The organism is Segetibacter sp. 3557_3 (assembly GCF_004354985.1).
Taxonomy (GTDB): Bacteria; Bacteroidota; Bacteroidia; order Chitinophagales; family Chitinophagaceae; genus Segetibacter.
On record NZ_SMSK01000014.1, the window covers coordinates 161749 to 184372 of the forward strand.

The window sequence follows — 22624 nt, forward strand, 5'->3', positions numbered from 1 at the left end:
AATAGTTTGCCAGTAAAAATTAACGGCTGCAGCAGGAACTCATAATTAACTAGTACCGGTAAATGCACCTTAGCATTATACGCCTCTGAAAAGATCAAAAGATTCGGTATAAGTGAGTGATACCCCCGTCCGAACCGGTTCATCCGGGCGGGCGTCCGACTGGGGTGGACCGGGCGGGCAACGATGTTGGGCGATCGTCCGCTGCGCGTACCATAAAGCTTATCTTTGCTGCTTTAGCTACAAATGGAAAAGACAAACTTTATTGACTATATACGCATTTTCGCACGCAGTGGTCATGGCGGTGCAGGATGCAGGCATTTTCTTCGTAATAAACTTACCGCTATGGGTGGGCCTGACGGCGGTGACGGGGGACGCGGCGGACACATTATACTTAGGGGCAACAGTCAGCTATGGACGTTGCTGCATTTGCGTTATTATAAAAACGTACTTGCCGAGAACGGTGAAAACGGTAGTAAAAGCAATATGACCGGACGCGAAGGCAAAGACGTGATCATTGAAGTGCCATTAGGAACGATTGCTAAAGATGAACTCAGCGGAAACGTTGAAGCAGAAATCCTGGAAGAAGGGCAAGAAGTGATTTGGATGAAGGGTGGACGCGGCGGCCTTGGCAATTCTAATTTTGCCACCCCTACTAACCAGGCGCCGGAACATGCTCAACCTGGCGAAGAAGGAGTTGAAGGTTGGAAGGTACTTGAACTAAAGGTGCTTGCAGATGTTGGTCTTGTGGGTTTCCCTAATGCAGGAAAATCAACCCTGCTGTCGACCATAACTGCAGCAAAACCAAAAATCGCTGATTATGCTTTTACAACCCTGGTGCCTCACCTGGGAATGGTTGAATACCGGGATGGCAAAAGCTTTTGCATTGCGGATCTGCCCGGAATAATAGAGGGCGCGGCTGAAGGAAAAGGGCTTGGACATCGTTTTTTACGACACATTGAAAGAAATGCCTGCCTGTTGTTTTTACTGCCAGCTGACAGCAAGGATCATAAAGAAGAATTTGCGATTTTATTAAAAGAACTCGAAGAGTATAATCCTGAGATGTTGCAGAAAGACTTCATCATCGCTATTAGTAAAAGCGACATGCTGGATGATGAATTAAAAAGAGACATTAAGAAGGAGTTACCTGAAAACATACCTCATCTTTTTATTTCTTCAGTGACCCAGCAGGGACTCACGGAGCTCAAGGACCTGCTTTGGAAAACGCTGAATAAACCTGTTTAGCGATCATATTTCACTACTAAAGTTGCATCGTAGGATATACAAATTGGCCCGATATTTATTCTGATTGTTGTACGATTGATCGTTACAATTTGTTCATATGAACTATGTAACCGGTTCACAAAATTCGATTACTTTTACGGCTCATTGAGGCTAACGGTTTAAATCAAACCTCGATCCTCGACATCCTTCTTGCTGCCATACCAGCTTGCCTTCATTCTCCCGATTGCTTTAGATTGTTTGCACCTGTCATTGCTTGTATAAGCGTTGCTTCCAATTATCTCTTTTTTCGCACTTTAAAAACAACGTTATGAAAAAGCAATTATTTATGCATCGGGGAAAACTGTGTTTACTAATCGCAGCGTCCTTTTCCTTTTTGTCCGTTAGCGCAAGTGTTACAGATCCGGCAAAAGACTCCGTATCATCAGCTGCCAACATCAGGTATCTCGGTGCTACCGAGCACCTGCTGACATTTTCAGTAGACTTTCTTAATCCGGAAGGAAAACCATTTATTCTGGAGGTTAAAAATGAGCAGAATGAAACCCTGTACCGCCACAGCTACGACACCAAAAATTTCAGCAGGAAAATCTACCTGCAAAAAACGCCGGAACAAGGCCTGGTAAGCTTTGGTATACGTATGAACAAAGAGGTAATTAAAGAAACCTTTTCAATACGGCCCCAAACAAAGGTGGTAGAAAATCTTGTAGTTAAGCGCCTGTAAGCTGGCATCATAACTCCCGGGCATCCTGTTTTTTCTCAGGAATCTTTAGTTCCGGGCTAAGATTTGGCTTAATTGTTCCAGGACTTGCTACACCGCTGTTTGATGCATCAAAAAAAGTCCAGTTTTTTCCATGATCAAGTGATTCGCCTACAAGGTAAGTGGTTGAAGTTACCTCTGCGCCTTGTAGGTGCATCATCATTTGTTGCTCAACAATACACTGAACATCTGTAGGTGTTTCTTTCACTTGCAGTATTCTTGACACCATTAATTTTTTTATTGCTGAGTCGGGTACATCTTTCATTTGTGCTGTCATAAGCCTGGCCATCTGATCTTTTCCACCCAGGCGGGCAATCATATTGGGGTGCAGGTATGTCATAAAAGTTTCCCAGTCTTTATTTCGAAAAGCGAGCAGCATCTTGTCTGCTGAACGATAAATGTTCTTCTCAGTATTGTTCTTTGGATTACGTGCATCTCCGCAAGCTGTCAAAACCAGCAGAACAGCCATCACAACAATCTTATACATCAAGTTTTATTTGATTTTTTAAACACCAATTAGCCTACGCACTTTCCGGATCTTACAACTGGCCCCCTGAGTTTGCCTCTATTCTGACCGCCGTACCGGTTGCGATTACCATCAACATGCTGCCGCTCGCTCCTACGGTTTCAAAATCCAGGTCGATACCTATGATTGCGTTTGCACCTATTTTACGTGCCTTATCAGTAAGTTCGTTTAACGCATTTGTACGTGCTTCGTCAATCACTTTTTCATAGGTCATACTTCGCCCTCCAACAATGTCAGCAAGCCCGGCAAAAAGGTCTTTAAATATGTTTGCGCCAATAATTGCCTCGGAGCTTATTACACCCAGGTAATCTTTAACCGGATAGCCCTCAATCGTATTCGTGGTTGTAGTGATCATAATGATTTCTGTATAACGTAAAATTAGGCTATTCAAACTTCCCCATCCTTCCATTTCCAAAGGTGCAGACAAGCATAGGTTCGATATGGAGACCACTTTGCTGAAATGGCAAGCATATCTTGTTTTAGTTTTTTCTTGTCCTCGTTACTGAGATTAAAAACTTTCATCATGCCTTGTTGAATTCCCAGGTCGTCAACGGCAAATACATCTTCCCTTCCCAGCGTAAACATGAGTAACATTTCAACGGTCCATTTACCTACGCCCTTGATTGTAGTCAGTAATTCGATGATTTCTTCATTACTCATCGTGAGCAACTTGTCATCCGTAATGTTGTTATCAATACAAAACTGGGCAACATTTTTCACGTAACTAACTTTTGCATTCGACAGCCCTATCGCCCGTAGTGTCTCGTTTGGTGTAGCAAGCACCTGTTTTGGGGCCGGTTCGTTTCCTTGATAGATTTCCAGAAAACGCCTGTAGATTACCTGCGCTACTTTCGTACTAAGTTGCTGCCCCATGATGCTCGTAATCAACCGCAAAGGAATGTTTGTATGTAGCGTAAGGGGAGGCAATGGTGCGGCAAGTATCTTCGACAGTTTCCTGTCTTTTTTCAAATGCATCATGTAGTCCATACTTCTAAGTTAATTGATTAATATGCATACCCAATAAGTCTGATAAACCAGGTGCACGATATGTGAGTGGCCTGTCGTTTTATCAACTGTCCGGATAGGAACTGCTGATTTAATCACCACTAAATGCAACAGGTGCTCAAGCGCTCTACCATACAACTCTTACGTTTTCCATTTTCATATTTCCTGATGCCTGTGTATTGGTTTGCGTTAAGCTTTGTGCCGGCGATTCATTGGGGGAGGGCGGCATTGATATTTGTTCTACTTCACTTTCTGTTGTATCCATCGAGTAATGGCTATAACAGTTATATGGATAGGGATGAAGAAAGTATAGGAGGTATCAAGTCGCCTATGCAGCCAACCCGGCAACTATTTTTAGTTACCATTGCAATGGATCTTATTGCAATTATTCTTTCCTTTCTGATTTCAACAACTTTTGCGTTTGTTTTCTTGTTTTATATCCTGTGTTCAAGGCTATATAGTTTTCGGGGAGTACGGCTGAAGCAGTACCCAATATTAGGTTACCTGACAGTGATCATCAACCAGGGAGCCCTTACATTTTTCATGGTCTACCATGGCGCAGAAATTTACAGAACGGTACACATGCCACTTACCCTGTTACTTTCTGCAGCATTTTTGATTGGCGGTTTTTATCCGATTACGCAGGTGTATCAGCACGATCAGGACCGCAAAGATGGGGTAACCACCATCAGTATGTTGCTGGGAAAGCGTGGCACATTTATATTCTGTAGTATCATGTATGCAATTGCATTCCTGTTGTTGTTTTTATATTACAGTAATCATCAACAATTAACCCGCTTTTTCATTTTACAAATGTTCTTTATTCCTGTACTTGTATTTTTCATACGCTGGGCGATCCGTGTCTGGAAAGATGAGCGCTATGCAGACTTTCAAAATACGATGAAGATGAACTGGATTGCAAGCACGTGTACAAGCGCGGGATTTATAACATTACTTATCCTCAATCAACTTGGCTAATATCATTTCAATAGGAACAGCTGTCCCGGCGCATCAACATCCCCAACAGGATATCCTGCAGTTTATGCAGCAAGCTTTTGGTCTTGATGAAACAGATAAAAGAAAATTGTCGTTCCTGTATTCGCACAGTGGCATCAACCAGCGTTATTCGGTACTTGAAGAATACAACGGTAAACAGGCAGCTACCCCACTAATGTCATTAAAAGAAAATGTGGCGCCATCGCTTGCTGCCCGAATGGAACTATTCAGTAAACATGCCCTTTCCTTGTCTCTTGAAGCGGTAAACGATTGTATTCGCGGGCACCTTGATGCGCATGAGATCACCCACCTGATCACGGTGAGCTGTACAGGCATGAGTGCTCCGGGTTTGGATATCGAACTCGTAAATGCGTTGGGTTTACGACCGGATTGCTTCCGAACCTCTGTAAACTTTATGGGTTGTTACGCAGCTATACACGCACTTAAGCTTGCTCAGATGATCTGTGCATCAACAGCCGGGGCTAACGTGATGGTGGTGGCAACTGAACTGTGCACGATTCACTTTCAAAATGAGTACAATGTCGACAATGCTGCAAGTAGTCTCCTATTCAGCGACGGAAGTGCAGCAGTGCTCGTTTCGAACACCATCAAAAAGAAGCACACACTTTCACTCACGAGTTTCTATTCCTATATTGCCAACAAGGGTTACAACGACATGAGCTGGAAAATAAGTGAAAAAGGCTTTTTGATGACCCTGAGCTCTTATATCCCAGCTTTAATCAAAGACGATATTGGAGGTTTAATCGAGAAGGCATTATTACAGGCACAGGTAAACAAAGAAGATATTACGCATTGGTGCTTTCACCCGGGCGGGCGTAAGATTCTTGACGTCATTCAACAACAAACCGGGCTTACAGATTGTGCTATGTCGTATTCGGCCGATGTGCTTTGTAACTACGGCAACATGTCGTCGCCGACCATACTATTTGTGCTAAAAAAGATTTTGGAAAACATTGGTGAGAAACCTGCAAGTGTATTTGGTGTAGCTTTTGGCCCCGGACTTACAATGGAAACATTTATTGCATCTACCTCATGAACCTGGTCGAAAGATCATACGAAAAAGAGTTTCTGGACAGGGATGATATTCCGTTTGCCGACATCAGGCAGAACATGAAGGAGCTCAATATCGTGAATACCCTTTTGGGCGGGCATGCGATTTCGGTTCGCGGCTTGAAACTACTGTTGCACGATGCGAAAGAGATAACAATATGTGAAGTAGGTTGTGGCGGAGCCGACAATATGATCGCATTAAGCACCTGGTGTTCGCGCAATAATATTAAAGCCTCTTTTATCGGGATAGATCTCAAACCGGAATGTATTGCATACGCTAAAAAGCAAATGCCTGGTGGTGTTACCTGGATAACCAGTGATTACCGGTCAGTTCGGTTTAACCCAAAACCTGATATCATTTACTCCAGTTTATTGTGTCATCATTTTTCGGATGATGAACTGGTTGGGCAGATCAGGTGGATGCATAATAATAGCACAAGAGGGTTTTTCATCAATGATCTGCACAGGCACCCCTTAGCTTACCGGTCCATCAAACTGTTAACTAAATTGTTTTCTTCATCGTACCTTGTTAAGAACGATGCCCCGCTAAGTGTTGCAAGGGGCTTTAAAAAAGAAGAATGGCAATCTATTTTAAACCGGGCTGGAATAAAAGAGTATTCGCTTACTTGGCAGTGGGCTTTTCGACATCTCCTGGTTTGTTCCCATGAATAGTAGTAAGATATACGACATAGCCATTATCGGCGGAGGACTTGCGGGCCTTGCGCTGGCCATTCAAGGTGGCAAGGCAGGTTATAAGGTTGCATTGTTCGAAAAAGAAGAATATCCTTACCATAAGGTTTGTGGCGAATACATCAGTCTTGAAAGTCGCAGCTTTATCGAATCACTTGGGGTAGATCTACAAGGATTTGGTATTCCGCTCATTGATACATTGCAGGCTTCCGACATTGATGGAAAGATCGCGGAGTTCCCTTTACATCAGGGTGGGTTCGGCATCAGCCGGTATGTACTTGACAATTACCTGTTTGATATTGCAAAAGAGTCAGCAGATGTATTTACGAAGTGCAAGGTTTCCAGCGCGGAGTACAAGAGCGGGCAGTTTACAATATTAAGCACTGCAGGACACATCGTTGCAAAGGTAGTTACCGGTTGTTATGGCAAAAAAAGCAACCTCGACGTTAAGTTCAGAAGACCTTTCATTTTGCAAAAACCGTCATCACTGAACAACTACATTGGTGTTAAGTATCACATTAGGTATCCGCAACCGAAAAATCTTATTTCCTTACACAATTTTAAAAATGGCTACTGCGGCATATCGAACATTGAAGACGATAAGTGTTGCCTGTGTTACCTTACTACTGCTGAAAATCTGAGATCCGCGGGCAGTAACATCAAAGTAATGGAACAGGAGGTGCTGGCAAAAAATCCACAACTTGACAGGATTTTTAGCACAGCCGAATTTCTCTATAAGGAGCCACTAACGATTTCGGGTGTAAGTTTCTCGTCCAAGTCGCTGGTTGAAGATCATATACTAATGGTTGGGGATGCTGCCGGTATGATTACTCCCTTATGCGGTAATGGGATGAGCATGGCCATGCACTCTTCGAAGATTGCATTTGGACTTATACAAGATTTTTTGGAGGATAAAATTAGTCGGCACGCACTGGAGCTATCGTATTCGAAGCGCTGGAAACAGGAATTTGGAAGCCGGTTACGAACGGGCCGGTGGGTTCAACAGCTTTTTGGAGGCAACTTTACCACGAAAGTTTTTCTGCGATCAATGAACGCAGTTCCGTCGATCGCAAAAATTATCATTGGCCTTACCCATGGTAAACCCTTTTAGTACAAGAACGAACTACAACCTGCAAGTTGTACTTTTGCGAAAGACACACCTAAACGGGATATAAAACTGTTCTGTTTAAAATGAAACGTCTACCTTATCGGTATAATAAGCCACTCTATCCAATTATCTGTCAACCTAAATTGTACTTATGGGCTCAAATAATCGCCATTTATCAACAAAGCCGTTCCGGATACTTATTGCCGACGATGATGCTGAAGATATTGAGTTTGCCCGGACGTCATTTGAAGAGAACAATCTGCCTGTGGAAGTGAACGATGTTGAAGATGGACAGTTATTGATGGACCATCTCCGTAAAAAAGCAAAAGAACAAAATCTCCAGGCGTTACCTCAATTGATTATCATGGACATCAACATGCCCAGGAAAGATGGTTTTGAAGCATTAAAGGAGATAAAAGAGGATAACGATTTCTGCAGGATACCGGTTGTAGTGCTATCTACATCAAGTTCATCAAAAGACATAGAAAAAGCGTACGAACTGGGAGCAAACTGCTATGTAACTAAACCAAAAACTGCTACCGACTGGGCCCGTACCATGGGCGACTTAGGTAGATTTTGGATACAATGCGCCACCTGGTCAATTTAAAGGTTTCGTGCCGGCCAAAAGCTTATGCTGATCGATCGTTCAAGTTTGGAACGTTGTTTTTCGAGCTATCCAGGTCATCGTCTATCTCGGTTACCGGCGGAGTACTTGTAATGTCGAGGTCGTTATTCTTTGGAAAACCATATTTGTCTGACTCGCCGAAACGGGTATTTGCAGCAAGATCATCAACATATTCTTCCTGGTTTACGCTTTTATGCTGCTCCTGCTCATTGACAATTGGTTTAGGACCCTGTCCGTAAGACTCTCCGCTGTTTGTTTCAGGATCCTGAGGTGAAGAGGTTGGAGAAGAACCTTTGGTTTGTTCATCCAAATATTGTTGATTGTCCATAAAATATGATTTGAGTACCACTAAGTACCATTAAAACTGTACCAGAAACAGGAAAGATTAGATGAGGCGCGATAAGGAAAGGATTTGACGTTCAGTCCGGCAAAAAAAAGCCGGTAACTTAACGGAGAAAGTTATCGATTTGCGTTATCGAAATTGGCTTCTCGACAACATGGAAATGAGAATTAGAGATTTCAGGTTTATTGTTTGACTTATTTGCGCTGATTAGGAAAAGCTGAACATCGGGTATTACTGCAAGAATACTTTTTGCGGCAGGCCAACCAAGACCATCTGGCAAATTGTTATCGAGTATCACGATGTCCGGATTATCGTTTTCCAGTAAACCCATGCCTTCTTTAAGCGTATGAGATATTTGAACCTCGCAGTTCTTTTTTGATAGATAGAATTGCATGAGTAAACAAAAGTCAACCTCATCATCTATTATTAACACCTTCTTCTTTCCCATGATAATATGTGAATAAAAATGCTGCCAGTACAAAACAGCTTTAATCAATAATGAATTTTTTTGAAGTGTAGAAACAATTTCTCAAATAAATGTAAGATTTATAAAGAGAATATTTAATCAAAGCCATTATCAGCAATTGGTCAGAACTATTGCGAGATCAGAACTTTACGGCTTGAGTTCAACAGTTTTCGTCAGCTGATCCGATGTATTCGCATACATCACTCTTCCGGATCTTACCTCGCGCGTTTCCGAATTCAGAAACATTTGCTTGAGAGACAATGAACTTCTAACTTATCAGGCATAAATTTGTTGGTATTACATTCACCTCAAACATCAAAATTTATAACTATGGCATTTACTCTACCGGCTTTGCCTTATGCGCCAGAAGCCCTCGAACCGCATATAGACGCCGCTACCATGCAGATCCATCATGGCAAACACCACCAGGCGTATGTTGATAATCTTAATAAAGCAATTGCAGGTACAGAACACGAAAACAAAAGCCTTGAACAACTGGTAGCTTCAGCTGGTGCAATCAGCCCTGCCGTACGTAATAACGGCGGTGGTCACTGGAACCATAGCTTCTTTTGGGAAAGCCTGACGCCATCAGCTGACGGACAACCTACCGGACCTCTTATGGAAGCAATTACCAGCACTTTTGGCTCATTCGATGCCTTAAAAGAAAAAATGAACCAGGCTGGTACAACTCGCTTTGGAAGCGGCTGGGCATGGCTGACCAGTAATAATGGTAAACTTGAAGTATCATCAACACCAAACCAGGATAATCCGTTGATGGATGTTGCCGAAGTAAAAGGCACGCCGCTTTTAGGCATTGATGTCTGGGAACACGCCTACTATCTTAAGTATCAGAACAAGCGCCCGGATTACCTGGCCGCTTTCTGGAACGTAGTGAACTGGAATAAGGTCTCGGAAAGATTTTCAGCAGCACAATAATCTTGCTTACCTTAATCAAAAGCCCGGCGTTGCGGGGCTTTTGATTTTTATAGCTCATTCCGGTACAGGATCATGTCCATGTCCACCCCAGGGATTGCAACGCACAATCCGCTTAACTGAAAGCCAGCTTCCCTTTAGCAGCCCGTGCTTTTTCAACGCTATGAGAGCGTATTGGGAGCACGTAGGCGTAAACCTGCACTTAGGACCAAGCAACGGCGAAATCAGCACCTGGTATCCCCTTATTAGCAAGATGAAGGGCCCAATAAGTATTTCTTTAATGCTTTTCACGCAACGGCGTTTTCGGCGTAAAATGTTCGGTAAGACGTGCGATAAGAAGACCTGTTTTTGCATATACCAGATCGTACTCAGGCATCTCCGGCCCGATGTATATCAAAAATAACACAACACGGATGTTACGCTTGTACAATTGATCCTGCAACTGGTACTTTTGTAGCCGGTAGCTCTCCCTCAACAAACGTTTAATCCTAATACGATCCACGGCCTTTTTAAACCGTTTAGCGCCAACACTGACCCCCGCTTGAAGCAGCGGTTGATTGATGTCGTCGACTACCTTGTACAATAGCTTAACCGGGAAACCATTTAAACTGGTTCCCGTTTTAAAGAGATCCTCGATTAACTTCCGACTTTTTAGCCGTTCGGTACTATTGTAGCTGTGGTGTATGATAACAAAAGAATTGATAAAAAAAGCCCTATCGAAAGACAGGGCTTATATGTTTGATCGCGAAGGCATCACCGTTACTTCAGGCGTCTTTCGTCGGATACAGTAAGTTTTACGCGGCCCTTGCTACGGCGGCTTGCCAGCACTTTGCGGCCATTAGCGCTTTCCATACGTTTACGAAAACCGTGTACAGATTTACGGCGGCGTGTATGTGGTTGAAATGTACGTTTCATTTTTTTGTTTTTTACTAACCCGGAAATATTGTTTCGGCCTGGCCGTACATCCCATAAGTACTGCCTCGGTGAAAGGACGGCAAAAGTAGGGCAAAAAAATTAAGAATGGATTTCTCGGGCGAGTTTTTTTAAGCCTGGCACTCGTTTTTGCTTGAGTGTTGGTCCGCTCACCAGTCTACAGTTCGATAAACCGGTCCTGCGAATTAAAATGAACTAGAGCTCCACATGAGCGGACGATACCTCACTTCCATAAAAAAGGGAACCTTGTTGATTGAAAGTCAGCGCAGAGTCGGTGGTATAGAAGCGAACACTGCCATTCTTGCTGCAATTTGCGGCTATCTCCGGGTGCCGCCCGAGGTAGTTGCATAAGCTTTCAGCCACAATGCTTCCCTGTGGCAGCAGGGTTACGCTTGCAGGCAGCAGCTTCTGAAGCTTGTGCATTAACAAAGGATAGTGGGTACATGCAAGCAGGATGGTATCGATCAACGGCGACTTCTCCAGCAGTCGCTCCACGCACTGGCTGATAAAATAATCAGCTCCGGGAGAATTGTGTTCATTATTCTCAATTAGCGGAACCCACATCGGGCATGCCTCCTGGAACACCTTAACATCAGGAAAGAACTTGCTAATTTCAATCGGGTATGATCCCGATTGGACAGTGCCGGGGGTAGCTAATATGCCTACGTGCCGGGTTAAGGAATAATTTCCAACCATCTCGGTGGTTGGCCTGATCACACCTAATACGCGCTTGCCGGGATATTCCTGTTCGAGTTCGCGTTGCTGAATGGTACGGAGTGCCTTTGCCGAGGCGGTATTACAGGCCAGTATTACAAGTGAACATCCATTGGCAAAAAACCAGCGCACACACTGCCTGGTATACTGGTAAACGGTTTCATAGGAACGCGTTCCATAAGGTGCGCGGGCGTTATCGCCAAGATAAACAAAGTCGTAAAGTGGTAGACGCTGCCTGATCTCCTTTAATACGGTAAGCCCGCCATAGCCGCTGTCGAATACTCCGATAGGTTGATGCATTATTCAAAAATAAAAAAACCACGCTGCTATGCGTGGTTTCTTATTTCACAATTCGTTATTGCTAAACTACTTCTTTGGAGCGGGCCTGCTCACCGGAGGCTTAGATGCCGGCTGTTGAGTTGGCTCCGGCTCGCTACTCCTTAGCTGTTCAGGTAGCGTAATCTTCATTTCACGCGCGACCTTTTCGAAGATATTCTCAATTTTGGGAGAGCCCATAAATTCGATTGCTTCAGGCTTTAAAACTACAAGATAGGTATTTGCTTGTAGTACTTTCTGGTAAGCTGAAAGCACTCTCTGGTAAAGCGGATTTGCAAGCATCTGGCGCTTTTGTCCCGACTTTTGCTGAGAAATTTGCTGCCAGTAAATGATCGTTGTAGCGATTTCATTTTTTTGCTGCTTGATATAATTCAGAACACTAGCAGGCTTTTTGGCAGCAGAGTCCAGCTTATAGGTACTGTCAAGACGGTTGTATTCTTTCAACGCATAATCATACTCAAGACTTAAGGAGTCTCTTTCATATGTCTGCACCATGCTGTCAACTGCACGATATTCGGGCAAAGCCTGAGAAACCATTATATCCAAATCAAAAACACCGATTTTCTGCGCATTTACCTGGGATGTTGCGAAAATACTGCCCCCAAAAACCAGGACAGCCATTAGAACTTTTTTCATCATTTTTGAATTTTTCTTTTGTAAAGACTACAATCAAGGTCGTGAGATGATTTTAACACCTACAAATACGAGATAATCCTTTGATTGTTCCTTTTACGTTGTGTTTATTTAAGTTAAAAAATACTATCTGATCCCAAGTTCCCTTAAAACTTCCTCGCTCTTGTCCAATTTTGGGTCGGCGAATATAACGGTAATTCCTTCACTTTTATCAAGCACGAAATCGTAGCCACGATTTACTGCCATTTTCTGAACGGCGTTGTAAACCTTATCCTGCACTGGCTTTACCAGTTTTTGACGTTCTTTAAACAAATCGCCCTCGTAGCCAAAGCGCTTCTTTTGAAGATCACGAACTTCTTTTTCGCGGTTAAACAGTTGGTCCTCCCTTTTCTTTTTCAACTCATCTGTGAGCATAAATTGCTCGGCATCGTAGTTTTTATACATCTGGTCCAATTCTGCCTGCTTGGTGTCAATTTCTTTCTGCCATTGTTCAGCAGTCTGTGAAAGCTGCCGGTCAGCATCTTTGTAAGCTGGTATTTTGTCAAGAATAAATTTGGTGTCAATTATAGCATAGCGCTGAGCGGACGCAGTAACTACGCCTGCCATCAGCAGTGAGAAAACAATAAGTAACTTTTTCATGAGGAATTATTGAGTGTTTCAGGATGATTATTCGGGTTCAAATCCGAGCATGAAGGTAAACCTCGCTGCATCTTTAAGTTTGTTATTGGGCGAGTACCTATCTAAACCAATGCCATAATCAAATCCGAGCAATCCAAACATAGGAAGGTAAAAACGCATACCTAAACCAACAGACCTCCGTAAACGGAACGGATTGTACTCCTTGGTGCTGTACCAGCCATTAGCAGCTTCGAAGAAGCCGAGAGCGAAAATGGTACTGCTTGGATTAAGACTCAAAGGATATCGCATTTCAACAGTGTACTTGTTGAAAATAGTAAAAAATCGCTGTGTACTTTGTTGGTCGGGGTTAATCCGCGGATTGCTATTGTCGTATACCGGGTAACCTCTATGCGAAATGATGTCGTAACCGAGTAATGCAAAGTTGTTGCTTAAACCCGCATCACCAACCTGGAAACGCTCAAATGGTGATACCTGGAGGTCTTTATTATAACGTCCGATATAGCCCAGCTTAACGGATGTTTTTAGTACAAATTGTTTGTTGCTTTCTCCGCCATGAGGCTTTCCTAATGGCACATACCATTCGCCATTAAACCGCCACTTATGGTATTCAACCAATTCATATGGATTTTTGGCTTTAACCCTTTCCGGATCGATGAGCGAATAAGGAGGCGTAAGCTGCGCACTCATCAGGAAGGTTGACCCACTTCTAGGAAAAATGGGCTGGTCAACTGAGGACCTTTGCAATGCAAGTTTCAGGTTGAAGTTGTTTGAAAAACCATTGCTGAAACCTTCGAAAATCTGGTAATCCTTTAGGCGATAACGAGTATAGTTCAGGGATGTTACAAAACTAAAGAAGTCATCGGGCCATTTCAGTTGTTTACCAAGGCTCACACCAACTCCGGTAGTTTGTATATAAGAGTCCCCTGCTGAATAACTGTACCGGCCCGTAGTATAATCATATAAACCGTTTCTGAACTTCGTATCATATAAACTCACCGTAAAAGAATTCCGTTTTTTCCCACCAAGCCACGGCTCGGTGAACGAGAAGTTGTAAGAACGGAAAGCCTTACCATTACTTTGTACCCTTAAGCTAAGCTTTTGCCCATCACCAGTTGGTAACGGATCCCAGGCTGATTTTCTCCAGATGTTTTTAATGGAGAAGTTGTTAAAGGATACCCCAAGCGTACCGGTAAGACCTATACCGCCACCAAAGCCCGCACTTAATTCCAACTGATCGCTAGATTTTTCTTCTACAGAATAGTTAATGTCAACCGTTCCGTCATCAGGATTTGGAATTGGGTTGATGCCAATTTTTTCCTGGTTGAAATACCCAAGATTGGCGATTTCCCTGTTCGATCGGATAAGGTCCTGCCTGCTGAACTTCTCGCCCGGAATGGTTCGTAGCTCCCGACGGATAACGTATTCCTTTGTTTTTTCGTTCCCGGCAATCCTTACATTTTTGATCGTTGCCTGGGGTCCTTCGATAACGCGTATTTCATGATCGATGGTATCGTTGTAAACCGCGGTTTCAATCGGCTCCGTTCTAAAAAACAAATAACCATCGTCCATGTACAGCCCGCTGATGTCACCTCCTTCAGGGGTCAGCTGCTTACCTAATTTATTGTTTAAGGTAGCAAGATTATAAACGTCGCCCTTCTGAATTCCGAGGATTGCGCTTAGCACACTGTCTGAGTATTTGGTATTACCGCGCCATGTGATGTTGCCAAAATAATAACGATGTCCTTCATTGACCTGCAGGTTAACATTAAGATTTCCTGCTGAATTGTAATTGATACTATCTGAATCGATGGTAGCGTCGCGATATCCAAGGGAGTTGTAGTATTCGATAAGCTTCTCTTTGTCTTCCTCGTACTTCTTTTCGTTAAACTTTGCGGAAGACAACTTCAGCCTGACATACGGATCCAGGAATTCTTTTGTTTTGGTAAAAGAAAGATAGCCATGTTCCTGCAGGTACTCGGAGAAGGTGATGCTTTTTGGCTCGGGATTACCAGCCGCAACCGATGGAGGACGAAGTGTGATCCTCGTCATTTCCTTTGTTCCCTTCATTTGTTTTTTCAACCTTGAATCAGGAACGGTGTTACCGGCGAAGTTGATGTCGCTGATCTTTACTTTAACCCCTTTCTCGATTACAAGGGTGATGTTGTTCGTGTTTTCTGCTGTTGTTTCACTGGACTCTTCTATTCTTGCTGTTACTCCCCTATAGCCTTTATCAGCATAATACTTTTGTACCGCTTCGATAGCAGACCTGCGCATATTCTCCGTGATAATTCTTCCTTTTACAAGGCCAACCTTAGGTGTGAGGTCTTCCTGTTCTGTTTTCTTAATGCCCTTAAAATAGAAGTTAGCCAGGCGTGGTCTTTCTGTAACGGCTATCTCGATTGCAATGTCTTTATCTTTCAGTGAGGTTACATACACATCTACATTGCTGAAGTACCTCTGCTGCCAGAGCTTGTTGATCGCTCTTGAAAACTGATCACCACCCGGGATGGTGACTTCGTCGCCAACGTTGATGTTTGCCACTGAAGTTAGTAGCGCTGGATCAAAGAATTTATTACCTGTGATGGTAACTGATGAGATTTTATATTTCCGGGGGATTTTTTGAGTAAAAAGATTTTCCAGGTTTACATCTACTGATGTTGGCTGCGTAGTATCAGAAGCTTCGGTAGTTCCCTGTGCGCTCGAGGATGAGTGAAATAACCAACATGCCGCTATTGCGAACAAGAAGGGTTTGTAAAAGTTCTGCATCAATATCTTTTTGGGTTGAATTCCGGGCCGACGGAGCAGCTTACGGTTGGTCTGGGATTACGCAATGAGCAGCAAATTAACCGGAATATTTAAAAGTGTTTGTTAAATAGTCCTGCTGTGGCGCCATTAAAGTGTCGGGATATTTTCCTGTTCATCCTGGACCTGTTCGCTAATTTTACCAAAGCGTCTTTCCCTGCCCTGGAAGTCGAGAATGGCTTCGTAAAGATTTTTTTTCCGGAAATCAGGCCATCTCGTGTTGGTAAAATATAATTCTGAATAGGCAAGTTGGTAAAGCAGAAAGTTGCTGATCCTGAATTCGCCACTTGTACGAATCATTAATTCGGGATCGGGGAAATTTGTGGTGCAAAGAAAGCGCTCAAAAGTCTCGGCGTCGATTGTGTCTGCTTCAAGCTTTCCATTTTGAACATCACGGGCGATCTCTTTAACTGCATTTACCAGCTCCCAGCGAGAACTGTAGCTTAATGCCATGACCAGGTTTAGGCCGGTATTGCTGCTTGTGATGTCAATCGCTTCCTGCATTTCATTTTGAGCATACTCCGGAAGCTGTTTCATGTTCCCGATGACGTGTAACCGGATGTTGTTTTTATTCAGTGTTTCCACCTCCTTACGGATGGTATCAACCAGCAACTCCATCAGGCCATTTACTTCGTCTGCCGGGCGGTCCCAATTTTCTGTGCTAAAAGCATAAAGGGTAAGGTAGCCAACCCCAAGTTCCGCACAGCCTTCCACGATGTTGCGGACGCTTTCTACACCATGGTAATGTCCGTAAAGCCGGTCTTGCCCCTGCTCCTTTGCCCATCGGCCATTTCCATCCATGATAATGGCAATGTGTGACGGCAATCGATTCAGGTCTATTTTATCTTTCAGCTCAGACATAAGGCTCGTCCCTCTTTAAAGGGGTGGCAAAGGTAATCAAATAGCCGACTTTATAATTAAAAGAATCAGTATAGAAAACAGCTGAACAGCTATGTTTAAGGTGAATTTAATCGTTAGCTTAAACCGGTGCTTAGGCTATCAGCAGGACCCAAAATGTTACAATGCCGGACCCTTAAGCATCAAAAAACCCGCTCACGCGGGCAATTGAATAGGAATATTTGCTGTTTAAAACTTTGGACACCTGTAAGAAGATATATTAAAGGAAACCCCAATCTGAGCCAGTACGTAGGCATCTTTCTGTTGACTGTTTCCTCTTTGCCTGTTCTTGATACCAATTGGAACACCGGTTTCATAACTGCGATCCGACAGCAACTGTCCTATAGAAGGCGAGCCATTCGGCAAAGGCGAAAACGCATCGGGTGCATAAGTCATGCTCACATCATCGAGGTAGTCGGCATTGGTGAAGCGGTAACCTACCTCTGCAAACATGTTTACACTCGGCGAAACGTTATACTTGAAACCAACTGCTACCGGGAAGCAAACACCCATTGATCCATAGGCTTTCCTCTCGGGGTATAGCGCACTACCCTGGCCCTCGGTACCAATTGCACGCAAGAAGTATTTCTGATCACCCAGGTAAGCATAGGGATCATAAGAAAAAACACCTACCCCAAGTGATACATATGGCGTATAAGTGAAGCCGGAAATTCCCGGATAGAATTTAAAGAAGTTGAAGTCGCCACTTAATGACACTTCCCAGATATTGGAATTAAAGCTAAGGTTCCGTCTTTTTTGGATTTCATTTTCGCTGTAAACATCGGAATAGCCGAGGCGTGCATAGTTTGCTGCAAGCTTTACACCTATGTAGTTTCCGAACTGCTTTCTAAAAAACGCACCTGCACTAAACTTTGGGCGGTTTAAGGCTGCCCTGGTATTAAGGTCGCCAAAATAATGGCCAGCTCCTACAGCTACCCCAAATTCGCCTTCCTGTACGTAGCTTTCCATCATCTGGCCACGCCCGGCAGCAGTAACAAATAAGATACAGATGAAAATGGTTAATCTCTTTAATATCATGGGATCAAAACTATAAAATGTAATTCTAACGGAAAATACGCGAGTTTATTTTGTAAAAACCTAATTCCTTTTGTCCAACCCCCACGTTAACTTTTCTCTAAGGGTTGTCAGGAAGCTATTTTCATTGAATCGCACGAGGCTGATCTTGAACTCCTCCTTTTTAACAGCAAGCTGAACTTCTTTCTCAACAATCTCACGACGGGCATCCAATGCACAAATAAACTGTTCGGTACGCCCTTCAATTTCAAAACTAATAATATTATTATCCGGTACGACAATCGACCTTACATTAAGGTTATGCGGTGCAACGGGGGTTATAACAAAACTGCCGCTGTCGGGAAATACGATTGGTCCGTTACAACTCATATTATAACCTGTAGAGCCGGTAGGTGTAGATACGATAAGCCCATCTGCCCAATACGAATTCAAAAATTCACCGTTCAGGTAAGTATGAATATTGATCATAGGCGAGGTATCCCGCTTGTGTATAGCGAACTCATTTAAAGCGAAAGGTGCATCTCCAAAAAGCGGGATGTTTGCATCAAGGTGCATGAGGGTACGATGGTCGACCATGTAGGTACCGTTAACCAGCGACTCCACGGCATTGCCCATTTCGCCTTGCCCAAGGCTCGCCAGGAATCCAAGACGCCCGAAATTTATTCCTAAGATGGGTATGTTCTTATTTCTAACGAGGGTTGCCGAGTCGAGCATTGTTCCATCTCCACCAAGGCTGATCAGGAAATCGAAGCTGTCGTCGAGATCGTCGTGGGTTTTAAACAAGCCGAACTTTAAAGGCAGGATGTTAACAGCTGAGTTTTGTTCGGTAAATGGCTTATAAAGAAATATCTCAATGCGGTGGCGGGTGAGTTCTTCCAGCAGGGTCAGCAGTTGGCCCTCCTGCTCAACGTCGATGCCCCTGCTGTATATAGCTACTTTCATTTATTTGTAATTGGTAGTATTTTGTGGTGTTTACACCTGAGATAAACATGTTGAGTTTGGGGGCGCAGACTAAAAACGCTATAAAGATGAAATAAAACGGCCAAAGACCTTGTCATTCCCATAAATAAATTCCATTGCATCGGAAATATGCGCTTGTCACTTGCAGAAAGAAGTGTTAGCCTGCCATTGTAAAAAGATGAACTCCTGGTACTCAACCAACAAGTTTTTGACAGAATGGTGTTCCTGGGAATTCGGGAAAAGTGAAACCCCTATGAAGGTTTAGAAATCCGATTTTGTATGTACAAATAAGCCGGACTCACCCCTTTGATTGAAGCTGTACTCGAGTTTAACCACGATGTCGTAGAAGGTTACGATGTCGATACCAACACCGCCGGTGCGCAATAATCGGTTATTAAACATGCTGGTTCCTGGCTCGGGATTATAGGAGTAACCGGCGTCGCCATATCCTTTTAAGAACACTTTAAATGGAATCTTATCGTGTGTTTTGCTGGCAATGATGTTTTTTACGGAAAAGGATAGTACCTGTTGTTTTGCAGTAGCTCTTACAAATCCTCCTGCTGCACCATCAATAACGTAGTATTCAAGGCCACGCATATAAAAGTCGCCACTGCCAAACATGCGTTGGGTAAAGTAAGGCTGTTTGAAAGGCAACCTTAACATTACGGCGCCCTGAAACTGCATAAAGGATTTTGGTGCAAGCTTAAAGCTATAGGTTCCTTTTCCACCTATCTGAAAAACATTGTTTTTAGCCCCTAAAGAACGCTTGTATATATAGGCATCACCCATAAACCCGCGGAGCGGGTACGGAATGTAGTCGACATTGAAGTACTGTATACTATAATTCATGTCGAAATAACGAACCCGCTGCAAACTGTCTCCAAAGTAGTTGGGATTTTTTGCAATGATCGAATCATGAATGGTTTGATCGGTGTAGGAGATACGAAAGTTGTGACGCGTTTTTATTGCAGGCCTATAAGAATACGCCGCGTCAAAATGGATTTGCTTAACCAGGAAATAGTCCTCCTTGTAAAAGTTCTGTTTGTTTTCGATGGTTGATACATTCATCTCCCGGTTACGCGAGTAAGAAAAGCCCACATTCATACCGTGTTTCAGACTTCTATCGAGAAACGGGTTTTCATAACGGATAGAAGCCTGCTGGGTATAGCCGGTAATCAGCCAGATGTTAAGGTTATCATTACGCCCGCTGACGTTGTTTTGCATAAACTTCAGTCCGTAATCTACCCGGTTAAAGCTTCGTTTTTGTTCTACCCACCAGGTATTGAAGTTCCGGTCGACAATCTTGAAATAGGGTAATGGAAAGAGGTACCAACGCTCTTTGATGTTAACATTTATAAAAACCAATTCTCCCACCCGCCGCTCGATGGTTACATCAACGTCAACAAAAAGGGAAGTATTCATTAACTGGTCATGACAAAGCTGTAACTTTTTCGGGAGGTCCTTTAACACAATAACATCGCCGTTGCGAAAGGGGATTTCGCGGTTGATGACATATGGTTTTGTTTTTTTGAACCCGGTAATGCGTACATCGCCAACAACAACAGTGGCCACAGATGAGTCTACTTCGGGTGAAGCCTGTATATTATTGATGATACTGTCCGGCACCTGGCTGAAAAGCGGCAGAAAACACCAGGTGAAAATGGCAAAAAAGAAGTACCTAAGCAATTGTTGCATTACCGGATTACAATATTAATGGAGAGAATGTGAATTCTAAATATAAGGACTCCGGTAGTAAACAAACTTTTAAAATTGTTTGTTCATGCAACCAGCCAGCTAAAATGAGGAGTTAGTGAAAAAGGGTTTGTTACACCTTCAGGTACGACATGAGGTGTTCATAATTATAGCGAAGCTCGTTTTCGTACTCTTCTTCGCCCATAAAATAACGGATACTGTATTCGTAACGTTGAAATGTAGCAATTACGTTCGATACCAAAAGTTTGTTAAGCCTCAGGGTAACGATCAATAAACCCGTTTCCGGTTCGGTAAGGGTATTGCACTGGGTGATAAAGGCATCATTGGTTTCTACCAGCCTGCTGATCTCGCCCAGGGAGTAATTTGTTTTCTCCATTTCCAGAACGATAACCGCACCCGGTTCATCGGAACCTGTAAAAGCAGCAGCCATCTTTAACAGCTCCGGGGCAGGAATTCCGCCCAGCCAGTCTCCCGTTTCGGTAACTACAGGAACAAGTGTTAAGGCACTTGCAGCAGCAATTTTTAAGGCAGACAAGAAATGCTCACCAGGTTTAACCGCTTTTTTGATGAAATCTTCTTCGAGGATCTGAAGGATGGCGTTTTCGTTGGTATCGAGCAGATCGTCTTTGGTTATCAGCCCAAGATATCGATCTTCCGACTGAACCGGTAAGTGCTCTATATCAAAATCCTCCATAAACTGGAGGGCGCTGGAAACCTTATCGAAAAGATCGAGCGTAGGGTAACTTGTATTAACTAATTGGCTGGATAACATTCTGCTCCTTGTCTTTGCTTTCCTACATAGACAGCAAACTCTACGCCAACGATGCAGCGGGTTGACGATGCTTTTTAAGGAATTGGTCGAGGATGACGTTAAATTCACCGGGAACTTCCATCATAGGGGCATGACCGCACTTGTCGATAAAATGCAATTCACTGTTTGGGATCAGCTTTTGAAATTCTTTTGCGACAAATGGCGGGGTAATGGTATCGTTATTACCCCATATCAGGCAGGTGGGTTGACTGATTTCGTTTAGCTCTTCGCCTAAGTTATTCCGGATAGCACTTTTGGCCAGGGCTATGATTTTTATGACTTTAATGCGATTGATGGTTATGTCGAATACTTCGTCAACCAATTCTTTCGTAGCCATTGCCGGATCATAAAAGGTCAGCTCGGTTTTCTTACGTATGTACTCGCGGTCGCCACGCTTTGGGTAGCTGTCGCCCATTCCGTTTTCGAAAAGCCCGGAACTACCGGTTAAAATCAGTGTTTTTATTTTTTGGGGATGTTTTAAGATATGTACCAGGGCAACATGTCCTCCAAGTGAATTACCCAGCAGGTGAATGTCGGTGTAACCACGGGCTTCAATAAATTTATGAACGTGTTTTGCAAGCCCGCCAACAGAGGTGTGAAAGATATCCAGTTCAAACAACGGCAGCATTGGTACGACCACTTTGTAGCTCGTGCTAAAGTGGTCGATGAGGTCTTTAAAGTTGCTTAATGCGCCAAACAAACCATGCAGCAGCATCAAAGGTTCACCTTCGCCAATCTCTATATATTTAAATTTATCCTGTTGTTTGATTTCGTACTTCATCTGGAGTTTGGTTCAAATCGAAATTTTACAAATAAACATAAATAATATGAAACGGAGGTTTCTTAAGGTGTAGGGTAACAGAAGGGTTTTGAAGGACTATGCTAAAATACTTGATTATAAATAAATGCCGTTCGTTAAAATGGCGGGCATGGTATTACGAATGAGCGAATTGCGAATTAGGGGATTGGTGGATCGCGGGTTAGAGCGACGAATTGGAGTAGGTTGCTGCGCAGGGTTATATCGTACAAGGGTGCGACGCAAGGATGCTCCATAGCATTTCTCTTGTCGGGCCCCAAAAAAAGTTCCCATATGAGCCGGATCAGGTACACCGGCGGATACTGGCGGGATGGCTAACCAATCATTGTTCGATAACTGACCTGGCAGCCGGCTTCTGCTTAGGAGCCCTGGCTCCGCTTGTTTATCTTTAGGCTGGCATCTGCAGCGGGAATGCTTATTTTTGCCGGCTGTTTAAAGATGCCATCTTGAAATGGCACAAGAGTGTCCTTATAAGCACGCTGATGTTTCCTGGATTGCAACTTTGGGGTAATTTGTAAAACCAAAAACCCTTTGCAATTAAGACCGTTACGCAAATTGAATGCTTACTTCAAACA

General features: G+C 43.4%; 26 protein-coding genes. 8 read left to right on the forward strand and 18 right to left on the reverse strand.

Annotated features, from left to right (window positions below; all coding sequences use genetic code 11):
- Positions 1-243: 243 nt before the first annotated feature.
- Positions 244-1242 (forward strand): GTPase ObgE, encoded by a 999-nt coding sequence (gene obgE, locus EXU57_RS18660; protein WP_133269753.1) that lies wholly within the window; start codon positions 244-246, stop codon positions 1240-1242.
- 307 nt (positions 1243-1549) lie between these two features.
- Complete coding sequence (locus EXU57_RS18665) at positions 1550-1960, forward strand: hypothetical protein (RefSeq protein ID WP_133269754.1); 411 nt, start codon at positions 1550-1552, stop codon at positions 1958-1960.
- Between the two features lie 7 nt (positions 1961-1967).
- On the opposite strand, the gene EXU57_RS18670 is transcribed toward EXU57_RS18665, so the two are convergent.
- Genes EXU57_RS18670 through EXU57_RS18680 form a run of 3 tightly spaced genes read right to left on the reverse strand, consistent with a single transcriptional unit; the run spans position 1968 to position 3509 of the window.
- Entirely contained in the window at positions 1968-2483 is a 516-nt protein-coding gene (locus EXU57_RS18670) for a hypothetical protein (RefSeq protein ID WP_133269755.1), read from the reverse strand.
- Positions 2484-2535: 52 nt separating this feature from the next.
- A complete protein-coding gene (locus EXU57_RS18675) occupies positions 2536-2877 on the reverse strand; it encodes a heavy metal-binding domain-containing protein (protein WP_133269756.1) in 342 nt (113 codons plus the stop codon).
- Positions 2878-2909: 32 nt separating this feature from the next.
- Positions 2910-3509, reverse strand: coding sequence for a DNA-3-methyladenine glycosylase family protein (locus tag EXU57_RS18680; protein ID WP_133269757.1), 600 nt, complete (start codon positions 3507-3509; stop codon positions 2910-2912).
- Between the two features lie 123 nt (positions 3510-3632).
- Here EXU57_RS18680 and EXU57_RS18685 point away from each other — a divergent pair, with 123 nt between their 5' ends.
- From EXU57_RS18685 to EXU57_RS18705, 5 genes are all read left to right on the forward strand, one after another.
- A complete protein-coding gene (locus EXU57_RS18685; protein ID WP_243745655.1) occupies positions 3633-4505 on the forward strand; it encodes a UbiA family prenyltransferase in 873 nt (290 codons plus the stop codon).
- Entirely contained in the window at positions 4498-5580 is a 1083-nt protein-coding gene (locus EXU57_RS18690; RefSeq protein ID WP_133269758.1) for a type III polyketide synthase, read from the forward strand. Before EXU57_RS18685 ends, EXU57_RS18690 begins: the two co-directional genes overlap by 8 nt.
- Entirely contained in the window at positions 5577-6266 is a 690-nt protein-coding gene (locus tag EXU57_RS18695) for a methyltransferase domain-containing protein (RefSeq protein ID WP_133269759.1), read from the forward strand. Before EXU57_RS18690 ends, EXU57_RS18695 begins: the two co-directional genes overlap by 4 nt.
- Positions 6259-7395 (forward strand): NAD(P)/FAD-dependent oxidoreductase, encoded by a 1137-nt coding sequence (locus tag EXU57_RS18700; RefSeq protein WP_133269760.1) that lies wholly within the window; start codon positions 6259-6261, stop codon positions 7393-7395. The genes EXU57_RS18695 and EXU57_RS18700 overlap by 8 nt, the downstream gene beginning before the upstream one ends.
- A gap of 148 nt (positions 7396-7543) precedes the next feature.
- On the forward strand, positions 7544-7999 hold the full coding sequence (locus EXU57_RS18705) for a response regulator (protein WP_133269761.1): 456 nt from the start codon (positions 7544-7546) through the stop codon (positions 7997-7999).
- 22 nt (positions 8000-8021) lie between these two features.
- Here the strand turns inward: EXU57_RS18705 and EXU57_RS18710 are convergent, their stop codons facing one another.
- On the reverse strand, positions 8022-8345 hold the full coding sequence (locus tag EXU57_RS18710) for a hypothetical protein (RefSeq protein ID WP_133269762.1): 324 nt from the start codon (positions 8343-8345) through the stop codon (positions 8022-8024).
- Between the two features lie 118 nt (positions 8346-8463).
- Complete coding sequence (locus tag EXU57_RS18715; protein ID WP_133269763.1) at positions 8464-8856, reverse strand: response regulator; 393 nt, start codon at positions 8854-8856, stop codon at positions 8464-8466.
- A 300-nt stretch (positions 8857-9156) separates the two neighbouring features.
- Between EXU57_RS18715 and EXU57_RS18720 the strand changes: the two genes are divergently transcribed.
- The gene (locus tag EXU57_RS18720) at positions 9157-9762 is read left to right on the forward strand and encodes a superoxide dismutase (RefSeq protein ID WP_133269764.1); all 606 of its coding nucleotides are present in this window, start codon (positions 9157-9159) and stop codon (positions 9760-9762) included.
- 54 nt (positions 9763-9816) lie between these two features.
- Here the strand turns inward: EXU57_RS18720 and yidD are convergent, their stop codons facing one another.
- The 13 genes from yidD to EXU57_RS18785 all read right to left on the reverse strand — a co-directional run bounded on the left by yidD (position 9817) and on the right by EXU57_RS18785 (position 22013).
- Positions 9817-10050 carry a membrane protein insertion efficiency factor YidD gene (gene yidD / locus EXU57_RS18725; protein WP_317130034.1) on the reverse strand — a complete coding sequence of 78 codons (234 nt, stop codon included), beginning with the start codon at positions 10048-10050 and terminating at the stop codon, positions 9817-9819.
- Positions 10037-10486, reverse strand: coding sequence for a ribonuclease P protein component (locus EXU57_RS18730; protein WP_207955532.1), 450 nt, complete (start codon positions 10484-10486; stop codon positions 10037-10039). Before EXU57_RS18730 ends, yidD begins: the two co-directional genes overlap by 14 nt.
- A gap of 32 nt (positions 10487-10518) precedes the next feature.
- A complete protein-coding gene (rpmH, locus tag EXU57_RS18735) occupies positions 10519-10674 on the reverse strand; it encodes a 50S ribosomal protein L34 (RefSeq protein WP_133269766.1) in 156 nt (51 codons plus the stop codon).
- Positions 10675-10887: 213 nt separating this feature from the next.
- Positions 10888-11706: a glutamate racemase gene (murI, locus tag EXU57_RS18740; RefSeq protein ID WP_133269767.1), complete on the reverse strand. Its 819-nt coding sequence runs from the start codon at positions 11704-11706 to the stop codon at positions 10888-10890.
- Between the two features lie 66 nt (positions 11707-11772).
- Entirely contained in the window at positions 11773-12381 is a 609-nt protein-coding gene (locus EXU57_RS18745) for an OmpH family outer membrane protein (protein ID WP_133269768.1), read from the reverse strand.
- Positions 12382-12501: 120 nt separating this feature from the next.
- Complete coding sequence (locus tag EXU57_RS18750) at positions 12502-13014, reverse strand: OmpH family outer membrane protein (RefSeq protein WP_133269769.1); 513 nt, start codon at positions 13012-13014, stop codon at positions 12502-12504.
- Between the two features lie 27 nt (positions 13015-13041).
- A complete protein-coding gene (locus tag EXU57_RS18755; RefSeq protein WP_133269770.1) occupies positions 13042-15780 on the reverse strand; it encodes an outer membrane protein assembly factor in 2739 nt (912 codons plus the stop codon).
- Between the two features lie 126 nt (positions 15781-15906).
- A complete protein-coding gene (locus EXU57_RS18760; RefSeq protein ID WP_133269771.1) occupies positions 15907-16677 on the reverse strand; it encodes an isoprenyl transferase in 771 nt (256 codons plus the stop codon).
- A 225-nt stretch (positions 16678-16902) separates the two neighbouring features.
- Positions 16903-17751, reverse strand: coding sequence for a DUF6089 family protein (locus EXU57_RS18765; RefSeq protein ID WP_133269772.1), 849 nt, complete (start codon positions 17749-17751; stop codon positions 16903-16905).
- A 60-nt stretch (positions 17752-17811) separates the two neighbouring features.
- Entirely contained in the window at positions 17812-18690 is an 879-nt protein-coding gene (locus EXU57_RS18770) for an NAD kinase (protein WP_133269773.1), read from the reverse strand.
- 279 nt (positions 18691-18969) lie between these two features.
- Positions 18970-20403, reverse strand: a complete 1434-nt coding sequence (locus tag EXU57_RS18775; RefSeq protein WP_133269774.1) for a POTRA domain-containing protein — start codon at positions 20401-20403, stop codon at positions 18970-18972.
- Positions 20404-20533: 130 nt separating this feature from the next.
- A complete protein-coding gene (locus EXU57_RS18780) occupies positions 20534-21193 on the reverse strand; it encodes a CBS domain-containing protein (protein ID WP_133269775.1) in 660 nt (219 codons plus the stop codon).
- Positions 21194-21233: 40 nt separating this feature from the next.
- Positions 21234-22013: an alpha/beta fold hydrolase gene (locus tag EXU57_RS18785; RefSeq protein WP_133269776.1), complete on the reverse strand. Its 780-nt coding sequence runs from the start codon at positions 22011-22013 to the stop codon at positions 21234-21236.
- Positions 22014-22624: the final 611 nt, after the last annotated feature.